Origin of the sequence: uncultured Methanobrevibacter sp., assembly GCF_946184425.1 — an archaeon.
GTDB lineage: Archaea > Methanobacteriota > Methanobacteria > Methanobacteriales > Methanobacteriaceae > Methanocatella.
Window position 1 is genome coordinate 1 of sequence record NZ_CAMHFP010000051.1, and the last position, 15,340, is coordinate 15,340.

Below are 15,340 nucleotides of genomic sequence, written 5' to 3' on the forward strand. Positions count from 1 at the left end.
ATTAATTTTATTTAAAATCAGAATCAATAATTAGTATAAACTAACAATATTAATATTATATATTTGCATATATAAACTTTTCTTTCAAAAGGTGAATAAATTGAAATGGAAGCGAATTGGGGATATATTAATTTTAGACAGTAAATTTCATTATGAATCTTATGAAGATTTAGAAAATTTATCAAAAAATCATAATGTAAAAACTATTATGAAGATAGACCATATTCAGGGAACTAAAAGGGAACCTGTGTACCGGATTCTTTATGGCAATGAAACTGAAACAATCAATAAAGAAAATGGGTGTCTATTCAAGTTGGATTTGGCAAAAGTAATGTGGTCTAAGGGCAATAACAATGAACGGTTACGTATTGCCAAATTAGTTGAAGATGATGAGGTTGTTTTGGATATGTTTGCAGGTATTGGTTATTTTTCAATTCCTATTGGTGTGCATTCCAATGCTAAACACATTTATTCAATCGAAATAAATCCGAATTCCTTCTTTTACCTGACTGAAAATATCAAATTGAACAAATTGAACAATATCACTCCAATTTTAGGGGATTGCAATGTGCATACTCCAAAATATAAAGCTGACCGCATAGTCATGGGTTATGTTAAAACCACTCATCATTATCTCAATGTAGCAATCAACAGTTTGAATGAGGGTGGAGTATTACATTATCATGAAACGGTTCCCGAAAAATTAATGAAAACCCGACCTTTAGAAAGAATAATTTCGCAAGCGGGCAGTCGTGATGTTGAACTGTTAAAATTGAATAAAATAAAAAAATACGCTCCTGGTGTGGAGCATGTTGTTTTGGATGTTAGGATAAATTAGAAATTTTTTCCAATAATAATTCGTTTAACCATTCTGCATTGATGTATTTTTCATATACGCATAATCTTTCAGTTAATTCAAATCCCGTATCTATGGTTAATTTTTCAAGTTCATCAATTCCAGGCCATGGGGAAGTAATATTTACATAATCTGGGCTCACAGGTGAAACTCCACCCCAATCATCGGCACCACAGAGTAGGAATATTTGTGCAGTGTCATTATTTAAATTTGGGGGAACTTGAATGCTGACATCTGTATCTTTAAATAATAATGAACCTGCTATTACAGTTCTTATCATATCTAAAAAACTAGGTTCGGGCCAATTTTCCATTTCAATTCCAGGAATAGGTGTGAAATTTTGAATGATTACTTCCTGAATATGTCCATATTCATCATAAATATCTTTTATTGTAAGTAATGATTCCGCAATTTCTTCTTTTGTTTCTCCAATTCCTATTAAAATACCCGTAGTATAAGGTATTTTTAATTTTCCCGCATTAGAAATAGTTTCTATTCTGAGCTGAGGGTTTTTTCCAGGACTTTTTTTATGCGCCGGCAATTCCATTAATCTATTTGAGGAATTTTCAAGCATTAAACCCATTGATGCGTTAACTTCTTTTAATTTTTTCAAATTTTCAAAAGTAAAATTACCCCCATTTGTATGAGGTAACAGTGAAGTTTCATTTAAAGTCATTTCGCAAATGTCGTAAATGTAATCGCACATGTTATTATAACCAAATTCATTTAACTTCATTTGGACAATTTCTTCATCATCCGCATCTTCTCCAAAAGTAAAAAGTGCTTCTTTACATCCATATTTTTCAGCTTCTTTTAATTCAGCCAGTATTTCATCTTTTGTTTTTAAAATTATGGCGTTTGGATCATCCGGGTTTTTTTTAAAATTACAATATCCACAGTCATTTCTGCAAATTTCAGTTAATGGTATGAATATATTTTTAGAATAAGTAATAAGATTATTCTCCCTATATTCTGCAGTTTTTGACATGTATTTTAAAATGTCACTATCTTTTGCATTCAATATAGTGAGAATTTCTTCTTTAGTTAAATTTGACATGGTTAATCTTCACGTTCTGAAACAGTAACCTCCACATATAGTGGGGGAATTTCATTTTTGTCTTCCCAAATTGCTATAACAACATCAAAACTTGGGAGTTCAAATACTTTATAAGCAACAACAAGTCCCATGGATTCTAATTCTTTTTTCATTCTGGCAAATCCTTTTTGGTCAACATCACTGGTAGTTTTTTCACTTCTTTGGATGTGTTTGTCACCAACTTTGAGAATGTCATCAATTTTGTCGGATGTTGCTTCGATTTCAGTTCCTTCAAGAATTTCTCCAATTTCTGTAAGTTTATCTTCAAATGAATCTAGAGGGATTGCTTTTCTTGATCTACCCCTTACGATTAGAATACTTTCATTATTTATTGCAGGTCTTGAACCTTTGAATGAATCAAAAAATCCCATTACCTGTCCTGCAATTTCATATGTTTTTTTCATTGAATCAGATCCTATTGAATATTTAATTCTTCTTTCAATTCGCCCATAGTTGTTACTTTTTCAGCAAAGGCATTGTGTCTGTGAATACTTTCCTGATTTTCCTGACGTGATGTGATTAAAGTGTCATCTGGAAAATCACTGTATTTATTTGCAATTTTTTCCATCATGTTTCTAACACAATCTTCAACAAAAACAGGTTTTCTGTGTGCGTTCAATACAGTTGCATTTTCGTCTGGTCTTTTAAGTAATTCGCACACTGGTGAGCTCATTGATGTTTCAATGATGTCAATGATGTCTTCTGCTTTCACAATTTTATCTTCTGGAACTTCAATTAATAATGTTCCAACTCCTCTTTGATTATGTGAAGCAAAAGTAACAGTATCTAATACTTTTTGTGTAGTTTCTTCATCTAAAAATTCTAATAATTTAATTTTGTCAGATTCCCTAACTGATTCTTGTGCACATGGACAAACAGTCATTCCAATGACTTCTGCTCCAATGCTTTTTTTGATGGTGACATTTCCGTTTTCATCCCTAATACCAATAGCTTTTGCTTTCAAGTTAGCCATTTCTTGAGTTTTATTTTTTGTCACGGGTGATTCTTTCATAAACATGAAATCAGTAGTCATTGAGATTTCAACACGTCTTGCATATTCGTGTTTTGCCATCATTTTGTCAACGATTTTTGCACATAAATCTTCAACAGCTACACCTTTATCATTAGCAACAGTTTCAAGAACTTCACTAATTGCTTCAGGATTTCTAGACATGTGCACACCTTTTTGATCATTAGGTAAATCTACAAATGCATCAAATGTAGGTAATAGTATTATAGGTCTTTTATTTACTCTGTCTAGTTGTAATAATTTTTTTACTCCTGTTACACCTACTCTTGTTAGTTTAATAGGTATGCTTGGAGTGTCATCTTGGGTGTCGGGTAAGCATACTGTCAATTTTATAACCTCTAAATTTTATTTAAACATTAATATTTATTATGTTTTCATATTTAAATATTTAAAGGATTTTTTTGATTTTGGAATGTATTTTTTGCTATTTAAATCAATAGATTATATTGATTTTTTTAAAAAAATAGTTTAAAATTTGTTAAATTATTGAATATTAGATTAATATAAAAATAGTTGTTTTTTTTAATTGAATAAATTAAATTAAGCAGTTGATAAAATGTTCAACTACTTAATAATTAATCTATAAAATGTTTGAAGAACCCATATCTTCTTTGATAACATCCAATACTGTTTGAGTATATGTCCTTTCTATAATTGGATCTTTTAGTAATTCTTTAATAAATGAGTTTAATTCGTTGGTATTTCTGAATTTAGCAATTAAGAATGCATCATATTCTCCAGTTACATCGTATATTCCAACAACATTTTTATTGAAAAATGTTTTTTCTTCCCAATTTTTAAGTTTTCCGCCTTTAACTCTGACACCAATGATTGTTGTTAAAACAAAACCTAGTTTTTCGTGGTCTATAACAGGGGAGAATTTTTTGATTACTCCTGATTTTACCATTTTATCTATCCTGTTGTGCACAGTACCAACTGATACATCTAAACTTCTAGATATTTGTCTGTAGGATGTTCTAACATCTTCATTAATGATTTTAAGAATGTTGATGTCTGTGTCATCAAGTTTTACAACATTGTCTTTAGTCTTTACCATTATAATCACTTCGTTAATGTAGAACTAATTAATATAAAAAATATTAAAACTAGTTTTATAAGATATTATTTGTTTGTTTATTCTATTTAAAAGTTTATGTATTTTCAATTATTTTTTTCATAGTATGAAATATATTTTTAAATTTTTTTGTAAGGTTATGTTGGCATTTTTTAGTTTTTATATATTATTTAATTTTTTTTCCTTAAATATAACTATTGTTTAATAATGAATATATCTTATCATTCTTTTGAAAAATCTAGTAAAATGTTTTTCAAATCTTCAATATTTGCGTCAGTTTTTATTCCTAATGGATTGTAATGTGTTTTGACAGCATCAAAGCCTTGACTGATAATTTCATCAAAAATCAAATCAAGTTTGGGCGCGCTGACTTTTAATGATTTGCATATAGTGTGAACATCGAAAAATGTTGCAGGAGCATCTGCTTCTGTAAGGCAGCTGTTAAGTAATTTTAGTGCTTGTTTTTTAGTATTGATTTTTTTATGATTAGTTTCTTCAATCATTTCTTCTATAAACTCTTTATTTTGGATTGGGCCTAACCATAATGGTCCGGCATGTATCAATTTTTCACCACAAATTGGGCATTTCTCATCTAATGTGGTGGCTAATCCTTTAATGGTTTGTCTATGTAAACAATTCTTACAATGGCTTATGTATCCAATATTGTTCAATGATTCATCACTTTTTTTGGAACCTTTTTTTACTTTAATGTATATCCTCATATAATGTTCAGTACTATGTGACATCTGAATTTCAATATATTTTGAATATTTCGCAAGGGTTAATGCCACAAAACCCGCTAAAATTCTGATACCATTTTCATGACAATATTCACTTTTGTATGGTTTTGCATTGTATTTACGAATACATGGTTCTTTATATGTTCCGCAGAGTGCTGATGTATCTGTTGCGGTTACACACAGTAATGAATTTCTGCGTGCACAGTATCCTGCTGAATCAATGAACGGTGAAGGAGTTCCAAACGGATCTATATCTATCACATCAAATTCGCCCCGTTTCATTCTTAAAAACATACTGGCATCATGTTGGTAAACTTCAATGTTTTCCAGATTATTCAGTTCAATATTATGTTGTTCATATTCATTTGCCAATTCACTTATATCGTTTATAAATACATTTCCAACGCCCTCTATTTCATTTTTGTATCGGATTCCTCTGATTCCACTACCTCCAAACAAATCACAAATATTGATTTCTCTTTCTTCTTGCTTTTGGAAAACTTGTATGGCAAGAATAGATAAATCTCTATTTAATTCCATATGAGGATTGTAAAAAACAGGTGCGTCGGATGAAACTTTGTCAAATTCGGGAAATTCAATTTTTGTTAATCCTTCTTCAATTTGTTTAATTTTATATTCATCCATTAATTCACGCTCATATTAATATTGTTAAATAAGTAATGTTTTAAATATTATTAGATTTAAATATTAGTATAATATAATTAATCTAATTTTTATAATTTGGTGATAAATGTGTCAGAGATTAAAGTCCCTATAGCGAAACCAATTATTGGTGATGAAGAAATAGAAAATGTGGTTGAAGTTTTAAAATCTGGAATGATTGCTCAAGGACCTAAAGTAGAAGAATTTGAACGAAAATTCGCTGAATGGGTTGGAGCGGAATATGGTATTGCTGTCAATTCAGGTACTGCTGCATTACATGTTGCTTTGTTATCCTGTGGAATTGGTAAAGGAGATGAAGTGATTACAACTCCATTTACATTTATTGCAAGTGGAAATTCAATTTTGTATACTGGTGCAAAACCGGTATTCGCTGATATTGATTTAAAAACTTATACTATTAATCCTGATTCTATTGAAGCATTAATAACTGAGAATACACAAGCTATTTTGCCTGTTCAATTATATGGACAATCTGCCAATATGGATAGAATTAATGAAATTGCAGAAAAACATGGATTAAATGTAATTGAAGATGCGGCTCAAGCACATGGTGCCACATGTAATGGTGAAAAAGTTGGTAGTTTAGGGGATATGTCTTGTTTTAGTTTTTATCCTACTAAAAATATGACTACTTCAGAAGGGGGAATAATCACTACTGATGATGAAGAATTGGCTGAAAATGCCAAAGTATTCAGAGCTCATGGCGCTAGTGTAAGATATCATCATGATGAAGTGGGATATAACTTTAGAATGACTGATATTTCTGCTGCTATAGGTCTTGCACAATTAAACAGAATTGATGAATTTAATGATATTAGAATAAAAAATGCTGCTTATTTAAATGAAGGATTAAAAGATGTTGATGGCGTAATTACACCTTATTGTGCTTATGGTTCAAAACATGTATATCATCAGTATACTATTCGTGTTGAAAAGGGAGATCGTGATGACTGGGTTGACATAATTAATGAGTGTGGTGTTGGAACTGGTATTCATTATCCAATTCCGTTGTATAATCAACCTATCTATAAAAAATTAGGTGTTGAAGGAAATTGCCCGAATGCTGAACTTGCAGCGGATAATGTAATTTCTCTTCCGGTTCATCCTTCACTTACAAAAGAAGATTTGGATTTAGTAATCGAAGCGGTTAAAACTGCTTCTTCTAAAATCTAATTTTTTTTTATTTTAATATTTTATTAACAGTATCAACTTTGGCATCCAAAGTTCTATTTTCTAAATCTCTTCTATCGTCTACTTTTATTACTGTGTAAACTCTGCCGATTCCTAACTTAAAAATAGCTTCTTGAGCATTAGCTATGGCTTCATATAATTCTGTTAAATTTTTTGCTTCTATTTGTGTTCCCATTCCAGTTAACTGATAGTTCAATCCTGAGTCTTTGATGGATTGAACTGCAGCAGTGACATAATCTTTACATTCTGTAGTTTCTGTTCCAACAGGTAAAATTGCAAAATCACAAGTTATCATATTTTCACCTAGTAAAATTATTTATTTATCTTTGTATAAATTAATTTAGTAATGGTCAAATTAAACAAAGAAGATTTTAATGAAAAGATTTTTACAAGAATAAACAATTTAATTAAAGATTATAATTTAATTAAGGAAAATGAATTGATTGCTGTTGCTTTATCTGGTGGTAAAGATAGTGTTTTAACTTTGCACGCCTTAAAAAATTATCAACGTTTTTTAGATTTTGATTTGGTGGCAATTAGTGTTGACGAGGGAATTAAAGGATACAGGCAGCATGGTATTGATTCAGCTGTTCAAAATGCAAAAGATTTGAACATAGATTTGGTGCAAAAGTCATTTCAAGATGAAGAGGGTTTTGCATTAGATGATATTTATCGTGAGTTTAAAAGTGCATGCATTCCCTGCGGTGTTTTTAGGAGAAATATTTTAAATAAGACTGCATATGAGTTAGGAGCATGTAAAATTGCTACTGGGCATAATTTAGATGATGAAATTCAGTCATTTTTAATGAGTTTTGCTCGTGGTGACACAATTAAATTTTCAAAATTCGGCCCTGAACTTGATGTAATTCATCCAAAACTAGTTCCAAGAATCAAACCTTTGTGGAATACTCCTGAAAAGGAAGTTGGGATGTGGGCAATTTTAAATGACATTAACATTCATTTGGATGAATGTCCTTATTCTCATTTGTCACTGAGGGCTAAAATTAAAGAATTTTTAAATGTCAATGAGGATAAATATCCTGGAATTAAAAGTAATGTTATGGAATCTTTTCAAAAAATATTAACTTTTGAAAATGATATTTCCACAAGCCTTAATGAGTGTGAAGTTTGTGGTGAGCCAACCTCATCAAATATCTGCAAGGCTTGTGAATTAAAAGAATTAATTTCTCAAAATTGCGAAGGCCATATATGCGATGAATAGCGCAACTAAAATTATACCTTCTTTTTTATCATATTTATCTTGGGTTTTACCAAATATGAAACACAATATTGTAACAGCAATCATAAAGACAACATCAATTAGCATGCTTGAATCAAGTGGAATTTGACTTATAGCACTACTTGCACCAAGTACAAATAAAATGTTGAATATGTTTGAACCAATAACATTTCCTATTACTATTTGATTTTCTCCTTTCTTTAAAGCGGTAAGTGATGTTACAAGTTCTGGTAAAGATGTACCTATTGCAACAATTGTTAAACCTACTAATGTTTCACTCATTCCAAGTGCTATTGCTATATCTGATGCACTGTTTACAACTAAATCTCCACCAAGAATGATTCCTGCAAGTCCTACAATGATGAATATTGCACTTTTTAATGGTGTTAATTTAGCATCTTCAACTACATTTGCATCTTTTGATTTTCTTGCACCTCGAATAAGATAATATACATAACCTACCAATATTAAAAGTAAAATTATTCCTTCAATTTGGGTAATGTTCCATCCAATAATAATGAATGCTGTAAATAATAATGTGATTCCAACAAGGAACGGTAAATCTTTATTTAAAACACTTTTTTCCATTAATAAATCGCCTAACAGTGCAGATACACCAATAACCATCAGTATGTTAAATAAATTACTACCGATTACATTACTCACGGCCATTGCATTACTTCCGGTTAATGAGGAGGTAATTGAAACAGCGGCTTCAGGGGCACTGGTTCCAAATGCAACTATTGTTAATCCGACAATGATTGTTGGTATTTTCAGAAGTGATGCAATGCTGCTTGCTCCATCAACAAAAAAGTCAGACCCTTTAATTAAAAATACAAATCCTACAAGCAATAAAACAACTTGTAATATTATTGATCCGTCCATATTCATTCCTCTGTATTTTCTTCTTGTGGTCCTAAATCAATTACAAGGACTTTATCAATTTGGTGACCGTCAATGTCAACAATCTCAAAGATGAATCTTCCACATTCATATCTGTCTTCTTCATCTGGAATAGTACCACTTAAACTCAGAATAAAACCCGCAAGAGTAGTATATCCGTCTTCTTCTTCATCAGGTAATGCATCTTTAAATTCAAATAATTCTTTAAATTTATCAATTGGATATCTTCCATCTATCAACCATGAACCATCAAGTCTCTGAGTCGCTTTTGGTTCATCATCTTCATCGATGCCTGGAATGTCTCCGACAATACCTTCAAGTAAGTCGTTTAAAGTAATTAATCCTTCAACACTTCCGAATTCATCAACAACAAGTGACATATGTACATATTCTTGATTTTCTTTGAATTCTTTTAATAATTCCAAAGTTTGCAGGTGTTCAGATACTACTAACGGTTCCTTAACAATTTTATGAACATCAAATTCATCTTCACTGAACATTATAGAAAGGATATCCTTTGCTTGAACAACTCCTATAAAGTCATCTAATTCCCCACTTGCAATTGGGAAAATTGATCTTTTACTTTCAATAATTTTTACTTTATTGATATCTCTTTCATCTTCAAGATCAATCCAGATAATTTCATTACGGGGGGTCATAATACTTTCAACTTTTTGGTCATCAAGTTTGAAAACTCGTTTGATAATGTCTTCTTCCTCTTGTTCAATTGTTCCGTCTTCTCTTCCTTCTTTAATCATTAATTCAATTTCTTCTTCTGTGACAATATCATCATTTTTGTTTTCAATTCTCATAACCCACAAAAGAAAACTACTTGATTTTGCAAGAACAAAACTAACAGGTTTTGAAATTTTTGAGAGAATTACCATACTTTTAGCAACTTTTAGAGATACCCTTTCAGGGTCATTCAATGCAATTACCTTTGGAACAATTTCTCCAACGACCAATGTTAAATAAGTGGTAACGATAACAACTATTGCAACACTTATTGGTTCGCTATATGGTACAAAAGAAATTAATTTAGCAAGAGGTTCAGCGAGTGTTACTCCACCAAAAGCCCCGGTTAAAACACCTATAAGTGAAATTCCAATTTGAACGGTGGATAAAAATTCATTTGGATCTTCTAATAAATCCATAACAATTTGAGCTTTTTTGTTTCCTTCTTCTAAGTATTTTTGCATTTTTGCTTTTCTTACAGATACAACAGCTAATTCAGCCATTGATAAATATCCGGTAAGTATGATTAAAATTAAAATTATAATTATCTCGAATGTCGTTCCAATCATTTTTAACAGACCATTAAAACTAAATTATAAATCACTTGCTTTTATAAAGCCAGTGTTTCCATAAATTTGATCTTGCATTTCTTGAACCGCAAGTGATGCATCTTCTCGTGTAGCAGCTTTTTTAAATATTCTTCTGGATTTCACTTTCAATGTTTTTCCGCAAACACATTTGCGTGTTGCCACACCTTCTTTTGCATATAATGCACGACCGCAGTCGCAACGAAATATAAGATACATAATAATTTTTCCTTAAAAATTAATTGTAATTATATTATATTAGAATATATTATATAAAATTTTCACTATCCTCCGAAGATTTTCATAAACAATGGTATGAAAACTTTTGAAGGTAATATTACTAAAGTCGCTATGCTAACTCCCAAATTAGTACCGACAACTACAAGCAATATTCTAAAAATATTATTGTTCCATAAATCCTTAAAACTTTCAATATGTGCTAAATTTTGAATGTCTCTTTTTCTAACTTTTCTGAATTTTGCTTCAGTTAATCCTGAAAACCATCCTGCTGCAAGCAAAGGGTGAATGATGGTCAAGGGAGCTACAAGTCCTCCAACAATGGCAGATTGTATTTTTGAACCTGAAAGGATAGAACCTATAAATCCCATAATCATACTTATTATGATAAATTCATAGAGGTTTCCAGTTATATTTATCCCGCTAATGTATGCCAGAAAAAATATCACCACAAATAAAATAGGAATCATCGCTAAAATGATTTTGAGCCATGGGATTCCACCTTTTTTATTAATGTCTTCTAATTCATGTAATGGGGGTAAAGTTTCAGGATTATCCAAATATTTTGTAATTCCCGGTTTGTGTCCAGCCCCTACAACTGCGATGACATGGTCTTGGGGGATCTGAAGTATTCTTCCTGCAAGATATGCATCTCTTTCATGGACAAGAACTTCATATACGCTCGGTGCTTCATCTTTAAACATTTCCATTAATTCATCAATGTTTTCGGGGTTTTTCAAGTCTTCAATGTCAATTTCATCTTCAACATCATCACTGCCGAAAATGGAAGTGAGAAGACCAAATAAAAATTTGGCTTTTTCTATAAAACCCATCTTATTTAAAGCTCTTTGAAGTGTGGTGTTAATTTCCCTATCAATCAAAGCAATTGGTATTCCCAAATCTTCACATGCTTCAATAGCACCAACCATTTCTGCTCCCGGCTTCACATCAACATCTGCACCGATTTTTGATTGGAAATATCCAAGAAGTGTTGTAGTCATAAATAATCCGACTTTGTTTTCCTTAATTATTTGAGTAACTGATATGGTGTCATCTTCTTCTATGCCCATCATTTGGTTTTTTAATCTTATGTATCTGCCTCTATCCAGTTCAATTGCTACAACTTCTGGATGTTGTTCATAGATGGCATCTTTTACTTCATCGACACTTTCTGAAGATACATGAGCAGTACCAATTATTGTTAAACATTCTCTTTTCATTAATAAAACACTTCTTTATATTATTTGCATTATCTAATTATATTATGAAATTAATGTATATAAAGTTAATCTTTGATTAATGTTAACTCATTATTTTTATAGATTGCAACATTATTGCTGATATTTTTTTCAAAGCAGCATTCGATATCCTGTTCATAGTTAAGTTTTCTTAAACGTTTGCCTGATGCACTATTATAAAATCCATCTTTCAATGATTCATAATCTCTGCTAGCCAATATTGCTGCTTTGGCATAATCATTTAACTCATAATCCTTTAAATTTTGACATATTTGATAAATTATTTCTCCCGATGCTAAAAAATCTTCAAGAGCAAATGCTCCCCTAACTCCTGCCATCACCACATCAATATGGTTTTTAGCTATTTTTACACTAGTTTCTCCTACTGACTTTGCATTCACCATACACCCTACAAGAACTGTAGAATTCATATTTTCTAGAATTCTAGTTCCATTGCTGGTTGTTAATATTAGGGTTTTTTTGCCAGTTTCATAATTGGCCACCCTTTGCGGGGAGTTTCCGATGTCAAATCCTTCTATCATTTTCCCCCCACGTTCTCCTGCAACAATTCCATCATACTTTTCTTTCAATTTAAAAGCTTCTTCAGGTGTAAAGCAGGGGATTATTTTTTTAAAATTATCTAAAGCGAGTGTTATTGTTGTACTTGCTCTTAATGCATCAACCATTATGGATACATCGTCACTTATTGTTTGCTCAAAACTTAATGTAACTTTCATGGAGTAATTTATATTCATATAATAATATATAATATTATTATGAAAATTATCACAACACCCATGTGTGAAGAAATTGTAAAGTTGGCGGGAATTTCAGAATATGTTGTAAATAAATTTCCCGATGAAGAAAATGGGGATTTAGCAATCTTGCTTTCTGAAAGTAAAATTGAAATGGATAGTTTACCAATTAAATTAAATACTCCTTCTCAAGTTTTTGAAAGTATTAAAAAAGTTTCCAAAATTGCCAAAAATGAATTGTCTGATGAAGATATAATTTCCTTTTTTGAGGGGTATGAATTTTCTTGTAAATACTTGAATTCCAATTTTCAAAGAGATGTTGATGTTAAAGTATATTCTGAATTTTTAAAAGATATAATTCTGGACATGGGCTTCAATATAGTTGATGAGGATCCAGATTTTGTTGTTTATCCTGATTACTTGAAAGAAAAAGTTTCAGAAACTGATAATCTGGTTGAAATTCCATCTCATGGTTTTATTTCACTGAATCCTTTCGAGCGGATTGAAGTGAGATATTCTATTTTGGAAAATTTAATATAGTTTGAAAATACAGACTTATAAATATATTATATAATTGCATTTTTTGAGAGTTGTTAATATGTATGAATCATTAACATTTACTGGTGGAGTTCACAAAAGTGAAGAAATTAAAGAATTAATTGAGGATTTGGGAGGATTTATTCTTCAGGAAAGTATTCAACAGATGGAATTGGTGTTAAATTTGGCAGTTCCTATTGAAGATGTTGATAAAATTGAAGAAAAATCAAATGAATTGTTAGGCACCTTAGCGGTTGCTCCCATGGCAGGTTCTGAAATAGCAATTATTTCTCCAACTCTGGCAAGGCACCATTTGCCTCATGCGGCATGTGACATTTCTGAATATTTGAGGGAATTCGGTGCAAAAGATAATATGATAGGTCTTGCAAGAGGGGATGGAAAAGGTACTTCTGGTATCACTGAAGAAGAAAAAAGTCTAATTGAGGAACATGACATTGCAGTATTTGTTTTAGGAAGTTTTGAAAATTGTATTAAAGAAAAAGCTTTCTTATATGATGATATTGACATTCCTGTGATTGTCACTGGCGCTCCTGACATTCCACTTGAAGAACTCCCTGGCGCTGATGCATATGTGGGTGGCCTTGGTAGAATCCCAAGAAGGCTAAGAAGAGGTCCGGATATTCGTGCACTTGATAATTTGGTCGAAACCATTGAAAAAGTATTAAGTGACAAAAAACGTGAAATGACTCTTGATGCACCATTGGTACCTTCTATTGTTGTTAAAAATGCAATTGAAAATCAGGTTGATGAAATTAAAAATGTTATTTCTCCAACTCCAGTAACTTCACAATTGGATGGCGTTCGTGTAAAATTGAATTATGATAAATATGTTGACTTAATCGCAAATGTGGTTATTGATGGCAAAAAATTATCTGAATTGGCTGAAATTAAAAAATCATTTATGTATGATTATATTTTGGTAAAAATAAATAGTGAGAGTTCTCTTGTTGAGAATTCAAACTAATTTCTTTTTTTATATTCTTCTCATTCCAAAAAAGTTGATTGCATCAACTAAATCGTTAAATTGTTCTAATTCTCTTTCTATGACATTTTCATCTGTCATGTCAATGCTTAACTCTCCATCAACGGACAATGTATCCGGGCCACGTCCAATCAATCTTTCCACACCATCTGCACTTAGGATTCTTTCCGCATCAAGTTGGTGGACAAAAGATCGTCCCGGTAAAATCACGGCATCTTTTATTTCACTTAAATCAATTTTTTCTAAATCTTCTTTTGTAATCAGACAGGCTATTTCCTTTTCTACAGCAACAACATTAACAGAATCGGCTCCCAATTTATCAAATATTTTAGAAATGAACGGTTCTGCAATTTTTGAGGTAATTATTGTAGCTTCACCAGTAATAGGCTTTATGAATTGTAAAAAAACTTCATTTTCATCACTGGCTATTGCAAATGGTCCTCCAGTTTCGGGGTCACATAGTGGTGTTCCGCTTACTCTAAAATTATACTCTTTGTTAATTTGTTTTACAAGTTCGGAAAACTCTTCTATAGGTTGTGATTCTATATCTTTTAGAATAGGTTCATTGCCTAAAATCAGTCCTTCATTAAAAGTATTGGCAAATCTCATTAAAAGTATGCCTTTAGCTCCCCATTCTTCTAAAGAATTGCATGTTTGGCGCAATACATCCCCGTCATTAACGCCGGGAATAATCACTGCAGCGCCAGTTAATTTGATATTTTCACAAAATATTTGGCATGCTTTTAGTGCTTCTTGGGGATTTGGATCTTTGACCCATTCTTTTCTAAGTTTTGGGTCAGATGAAAAAATAGTGAATGATACCTCTTCAACGCCATTGTTGATTAGGTTTGTAGCAATTGAACTGTCTGTAATTCCTTTGCCACATGTATATCCCAAATGTGATTTGATTGAAAATTGGTTTAGGCCTGCAGTCAGTGTTTCAAGGTGAGGATAACAGCTTATATCTCCTCCTCCGCTGATATTTGCTACAATATCTCCGGCACCCATTCTCATCATTAATGCAGTTTGAACTTCATTAATAACTTGAAACGGTTGTTTAAATTCACTTTGGGAGTCTGCAACTCCTTTACTACATCGTTCACAACCAATTTTATTAGGTAAACAATGTGCACAGCCAAAAGTTTTAATTTCTTTTACCTTTCTGAAGTAACAATATTTGCAAAATCCGTTACAATCCTTTCCAGGTATTCCTCCAACATCCGCTACAACTTGCATAATAATTAATTTTTTATTTCTTATATTTATAAATAAAGTATATTTTTGCCGACTTAAATTTTGTATTACTTTCAGTAATATTTATTACTATTAGCTTTGAAAGTAATAATTAAATTTTTTCTTTTATTTTTAAAAAATAGTTTTAAAATATATTTTTTATTTATGATTTTTTCGTCGAAATAATCTTTGCATTCAAA

Annotated in this window: 17 protein-coding genes; 5 read left to right on the forward strand and 12 right to left on the reverse strand. The window is 31.3% G+C overall.

What is annotated here, in order from left to right:
- Window positions 1-100 precede the first annotated feature (100 nt).
- Window positions 101-838: a class I SAM-dependent methyltransferase family protein gene (locus Q0P94_RS09335; RefSeq protein ID WP_295115942.1), complete on the forward strand. Its 738-nt coding sequence runs from the start codon at window positions 101-103 to the stop codon at window positions 836-838.
- Here the strand turns inward: Q0P94_RS09335 and cofG are convergent.
- The 5 genes from cofG to Q0P94_RS09360 all read right to left on the reverse strand — a co-directional run bounded on the left by cofG (window position 825) and on the right by Q0P94_RS09360 (window position 5,442).
- Window positions 825-1,913 (reverse strand): 7,8-didemethyl-8-hydroxy-5-deazariboflavin synthase subunit CofG, encoded by a 1,089-nt coding sequence (gene cofG, locus Q0P94_RS09340; RefSeq protein ID WP_295115943.1) that lies wholly within the window; start codon window positions 1,911-1,913, stop codon window positions 825-827. The genes Q0P94_RS09335 and cofG overlap by 14 nt on opposite strands.
- Window positions 1,914-1,915: 2 nt before the next feature.
- Window positions 1,916-2,356 carry a DUF2120 family protein gene (locus tag Q0P94_RS09345; protein WP_295115945.1) on the reverse strand — a complete coding sequence of 147 codons (441 nt, stop codon included), beginning with the start codon at window positions 2,354-2,356 and terminating at the stop codon, window positions 1,916-1,918.
- A gap of 11 nt (window positions 2,357-2,367) precedes the next feature.
- Window positions 2,368-3,309 carry a GTP cyclohydrolase MptA gene (mptA, locus tag Q0P94_RS09350; RefSeq protein WP_295115947.1) on the reverse strand — a complete coding sequence of 314 codons (942 nt, stop codon included), beginning with the start codon at window positions 3,307-3,309 and terminating at the stop codon, window positions 2,368-2,370.
- Window positions 3,310-3,562: 253 nt separating this feature from the next.
- The gene (locus tag Q0P94_RS09355; protein ID WP_292601897.1) at window positions 3,563-4,039 is read right to left on the reverse strand and encodes an Lrp/AsnC family transcriptional regulator; all 477 of its coding nucleotides are present in this window, start codon (window positions 4,037-4,039) and stop codon (window positions 3,563-3,565) included.
- Between the two features lie 239 nt (window positions 4,040-4,278).
- Window positions 4,279-5,442: a tRNA (guanine(10)-N(2))-dimethyltransferase gene (locus Q0P94_RS09360; RefSeq protein WP_295115950.1), complete on the reverse strand. Its 1,164-nt coding sequence runs from the start codon at window positions 5,440-5,442 to the stop codon at window positions 4,279-4,281.
- A gap of 108 nt (window positions 5,443-5,550) precedes the next feature.
- Here Q0P94_RS09360 and Q0P94_RS09365 point away from each other — a divergent pair, with 108 nt between their 5' ends.
- Window positions 5,551-6,654, forward strand: a complete 1,104-nt coding sequence (locus Q0P94_RS09365; protein WP_295115953.1) for a DegT/DnrJ/EryC1/StrS aminotransferase family protein — start codon at window positions 5,551-5,553, stop codon at window positions 6,652-6,654.
- 7 nt (window positions 6,655-6,661) lie between these two features.
- Here Q0P94_RS09365 and Q0P94_RS09370 read toward each other — a convergent pair whose 3' ends face one another.
- A complete protein-coding gene (locus Q0P94_RS09370) occupies window positions 6,662-6,967 on the reverse strand; it encodes an MTH1187 family thiamine-binding protein (protein ID WP_295115955.1) in 306 nt (101 codons plus the stop codon).
- A 51-nt stretch (window positions 6,968-7,018) separates the two neighbouring features.
- Between Q0P94_RS09370 and Q0P94_RS09375 the strand changes: the two genes are divergently transcribed.
- Window positions 7,019-7,894 (forward strand): TIGR00269 family protein, encoded by an 876-nt coding sequence (locus Q0P94_RS09375; protein WP_295115957.1) that lies wholly within the window; start codon window positions 7,019-7,021, stop codon window positions 7,892-7,894.
- Here the strand turns inward: Q0P94_RS09375 and Q0P94_RS09380 are convergent.
- The 5 genes from Q0P94_RS09380 to comB all read right to left on the reverse strand — a co-directional run bounded on the left by Q0P94_RS09380 (window position 7,853) and on the right by comB (window position 12,349).
- A complete protein-coding gene (locus Q0P94_RS09380; RefSeq protein ID WP_295115959.1) occupies window positions 7,853-8,797 on the reverse strand; it encodes a calcium/sodium antiporter in 945 nt (314 codons plus the stop codon). The two genes, Q0P94_RS09375 and Q0P94_RS09380, sit on opposite strands and share 42 nt — an antisense overlap.
- 2 nt (window positions 8,798-8,799) lie before the next feature.
- Complete coding sequence (locus tag Q0P94_RS09385; protein ID WP_295115961.1) at window positions 8,800-10,119, reverse strand: hemolysin family protein; 1,320 nt, start codon at window positions 10,117-10,119, stop codon at window positions 8,800-8,802.
- Window positions 10,120-10,143: 24 nt separating this feature from the next.
- On the reverse strand, window positions 10,144-10,356 hold the full coding sequence (locus Q0P94_RS09390; RefSeq protein WP_295115963.1) for a DUF1922 domain-containing protein: 213 nt from the start codon (window positions 10,354-10,356) through the stop codon (window positions 10,144-10,146).
- Window positions 10,357-10,421: 65 nt separating this feature from the next.
- A complete protein-coding gene (locus Q0P94_RS09395; protein WP_295115965.1) occupies window positions 10,422-11,594 on the reverse strand; it encodes a TraB/GumN family protein in 1,173 nt (390 codons plus the stop codon).
- Between the two features lie 65 nt (window positions 11,595-11,659).
- The gene (comB, locus tag Q0P94_RS09400) at window positions 11,660-12,349 is read right to left on the reverse strand and encodes a 2-phosphosulfolactate phosphatase (protein ID WP_367270236.1); all 690 of its coding nucleotides are present in this window, start codon (window positions 12,347-12,349) and stop codon (window positions 11,660-11,662) included.
- Window positions 12,350-12,388: 39 nt separating this feature from the next.
- Here comB and Q0P94_RS09405 point away from each other — a divergent pair, with 39 nt between their 5' ends.
- Window positions 12,389-12,907, forward strand: coding sequence for a hypothetical protein (locus tag Q0P94_RS09405; protein ID WP_295115969.1), 519 nt, complete (start codon window positions 12,389-12,391; stop codon window positions 12,905-12,907).
- A gap of 58 nt (window positions 12,908-12,965) precedes the next feature.
- Window positions 12,966-13,889 (forward strand): methanogenesis marker 7 protein, encoded by a 924-nt coding sequence (locus Q0P94_RS09410; RefSeq protein WP_295115971.1) that lies wholly within the window; start codon window positions 12,966-12,968, stop codon window positions 13,887-13,889.
- A gap of 9 nt (window positions 13,890-13,898) precedes the next feature.
- Here the strand turns inward: Q0P94_RS09410 and mmp10 are convergent, their stop codons facing one another.
- Complete coding sequence (mmp10, locus tag Q0P94_RS09415) at window positions 13,899-15,143, reverse strand: methyl coenzyme M reductase-arginine methyltransferase Mmp10 (protein ID WP_295115973.1); 1,245 nt, start codon at window positions 15,141-15,143, stop codon at window positions 13,899-13,901.
- Between the last annotated feature and the right edge of the window lie 197 nt (window positions 15,144-15,340).

Excerpts from the sequence above, each read along its gene's own strand:
- Q0P94_RS09355 (WP_292601897.1), bottom strand. The coding sequence starts at position 4,039 with ATGGTAAAGACTAAAGACAATGTTGTAAAACTTGATGACACAGACATC.
- comB (WP_367270236.1), bottom strand. The coding sequence starts at position 12,349 with ATGAAAGTTACATTAAGTTTTGAGCAAACAATAAGTGACGATGTATCC.
- Q0P94_RS09370 (WP_295115955.1), bottom strand. The coding sequence starts at position 6,967 with ATGATAACTTGTGATTTTGCAATTTTACCTGTTGGAACAGAAACTACA.
- Q0P94_RS09380 (WP_295115959.1), bottom strand. The coding sequence starts at position 8,797 with ATGGACGGATCAATAATATTACAAGTTGTTTTATTGCTTGTAGGATTT.
- mmp10 (WP_295115973.1), bottom strand. The coding sequence starts at position 15,143 with ATGCAAGTTGTAGCGGATGTTGGAGGAATACCTGGAAAGGATTGTAAC.
- Q0P94_RS09360 (WP_295115950.1), bottom strand. The coding sequence starts at position 5,442 with ATGGATGAATATAAAATTAAACAAATTGAAGAAGGATTAACAAAAATT.
- Q0P94_RS09410 (WP_295115971.1), top strand. The coding sequence starts at position 12,966 with ATGTATGAATCATTAACATTTACTGGTGGAGTTCACAAAAGTGAAGAA.
- Q0P94_RS09395 (WP_295115965.1), bottom strand. The coding sequence starts at position 11,594 with ATGAAAAGAGAATGTTTAACAATAATTGGTACTGCTCATGTATCTTCA.
- Q0P94_RS09405 (WP_295115969.1), top strand. The coding sequence starts at position 12,389 with ATGAAAATTATCACAACACCCATGTGTGAAGAAATTGTAAAGTTGGCG.
- Q0P94_RS09375 (WP_295115957.1), top strand. The coding sequence starts at position 7,019 with ATGGTCAAATTAAACAAAGAAGATTTTAATGAAAAGATTTTTACAAGA.
- Q0P94_RS09390 (WP_295115963.1), bottom strand. The coding sequence starts at position 10,356 with ATGTATCTTATATTTCGTTGCGACTGCGGTCGTGCATTATATGCAAAA.
- Q0P94_RS09345 (WP_295115945.1), bottom strand. The coding sequence starts at position 2,356 with ATGAAAAAAACATATGAAATTGCAGGACAGGTAATGGGATTTTTTGAT.
- Q0P94_RS09385 (WP_295115961.1), bottom strand. The coding sequence starts at position 10,119 with ATGATTGGAACGACATTCGAGATAATTATAATTTTAATTTTAATCATA.
- cofG (WP_295115943.1), bottom strand. The coding sequence starts at position 1,913 with ATGTCAAATTTAACTAAAGAAGAAATTCTCACTATATTGAATGCAAAA.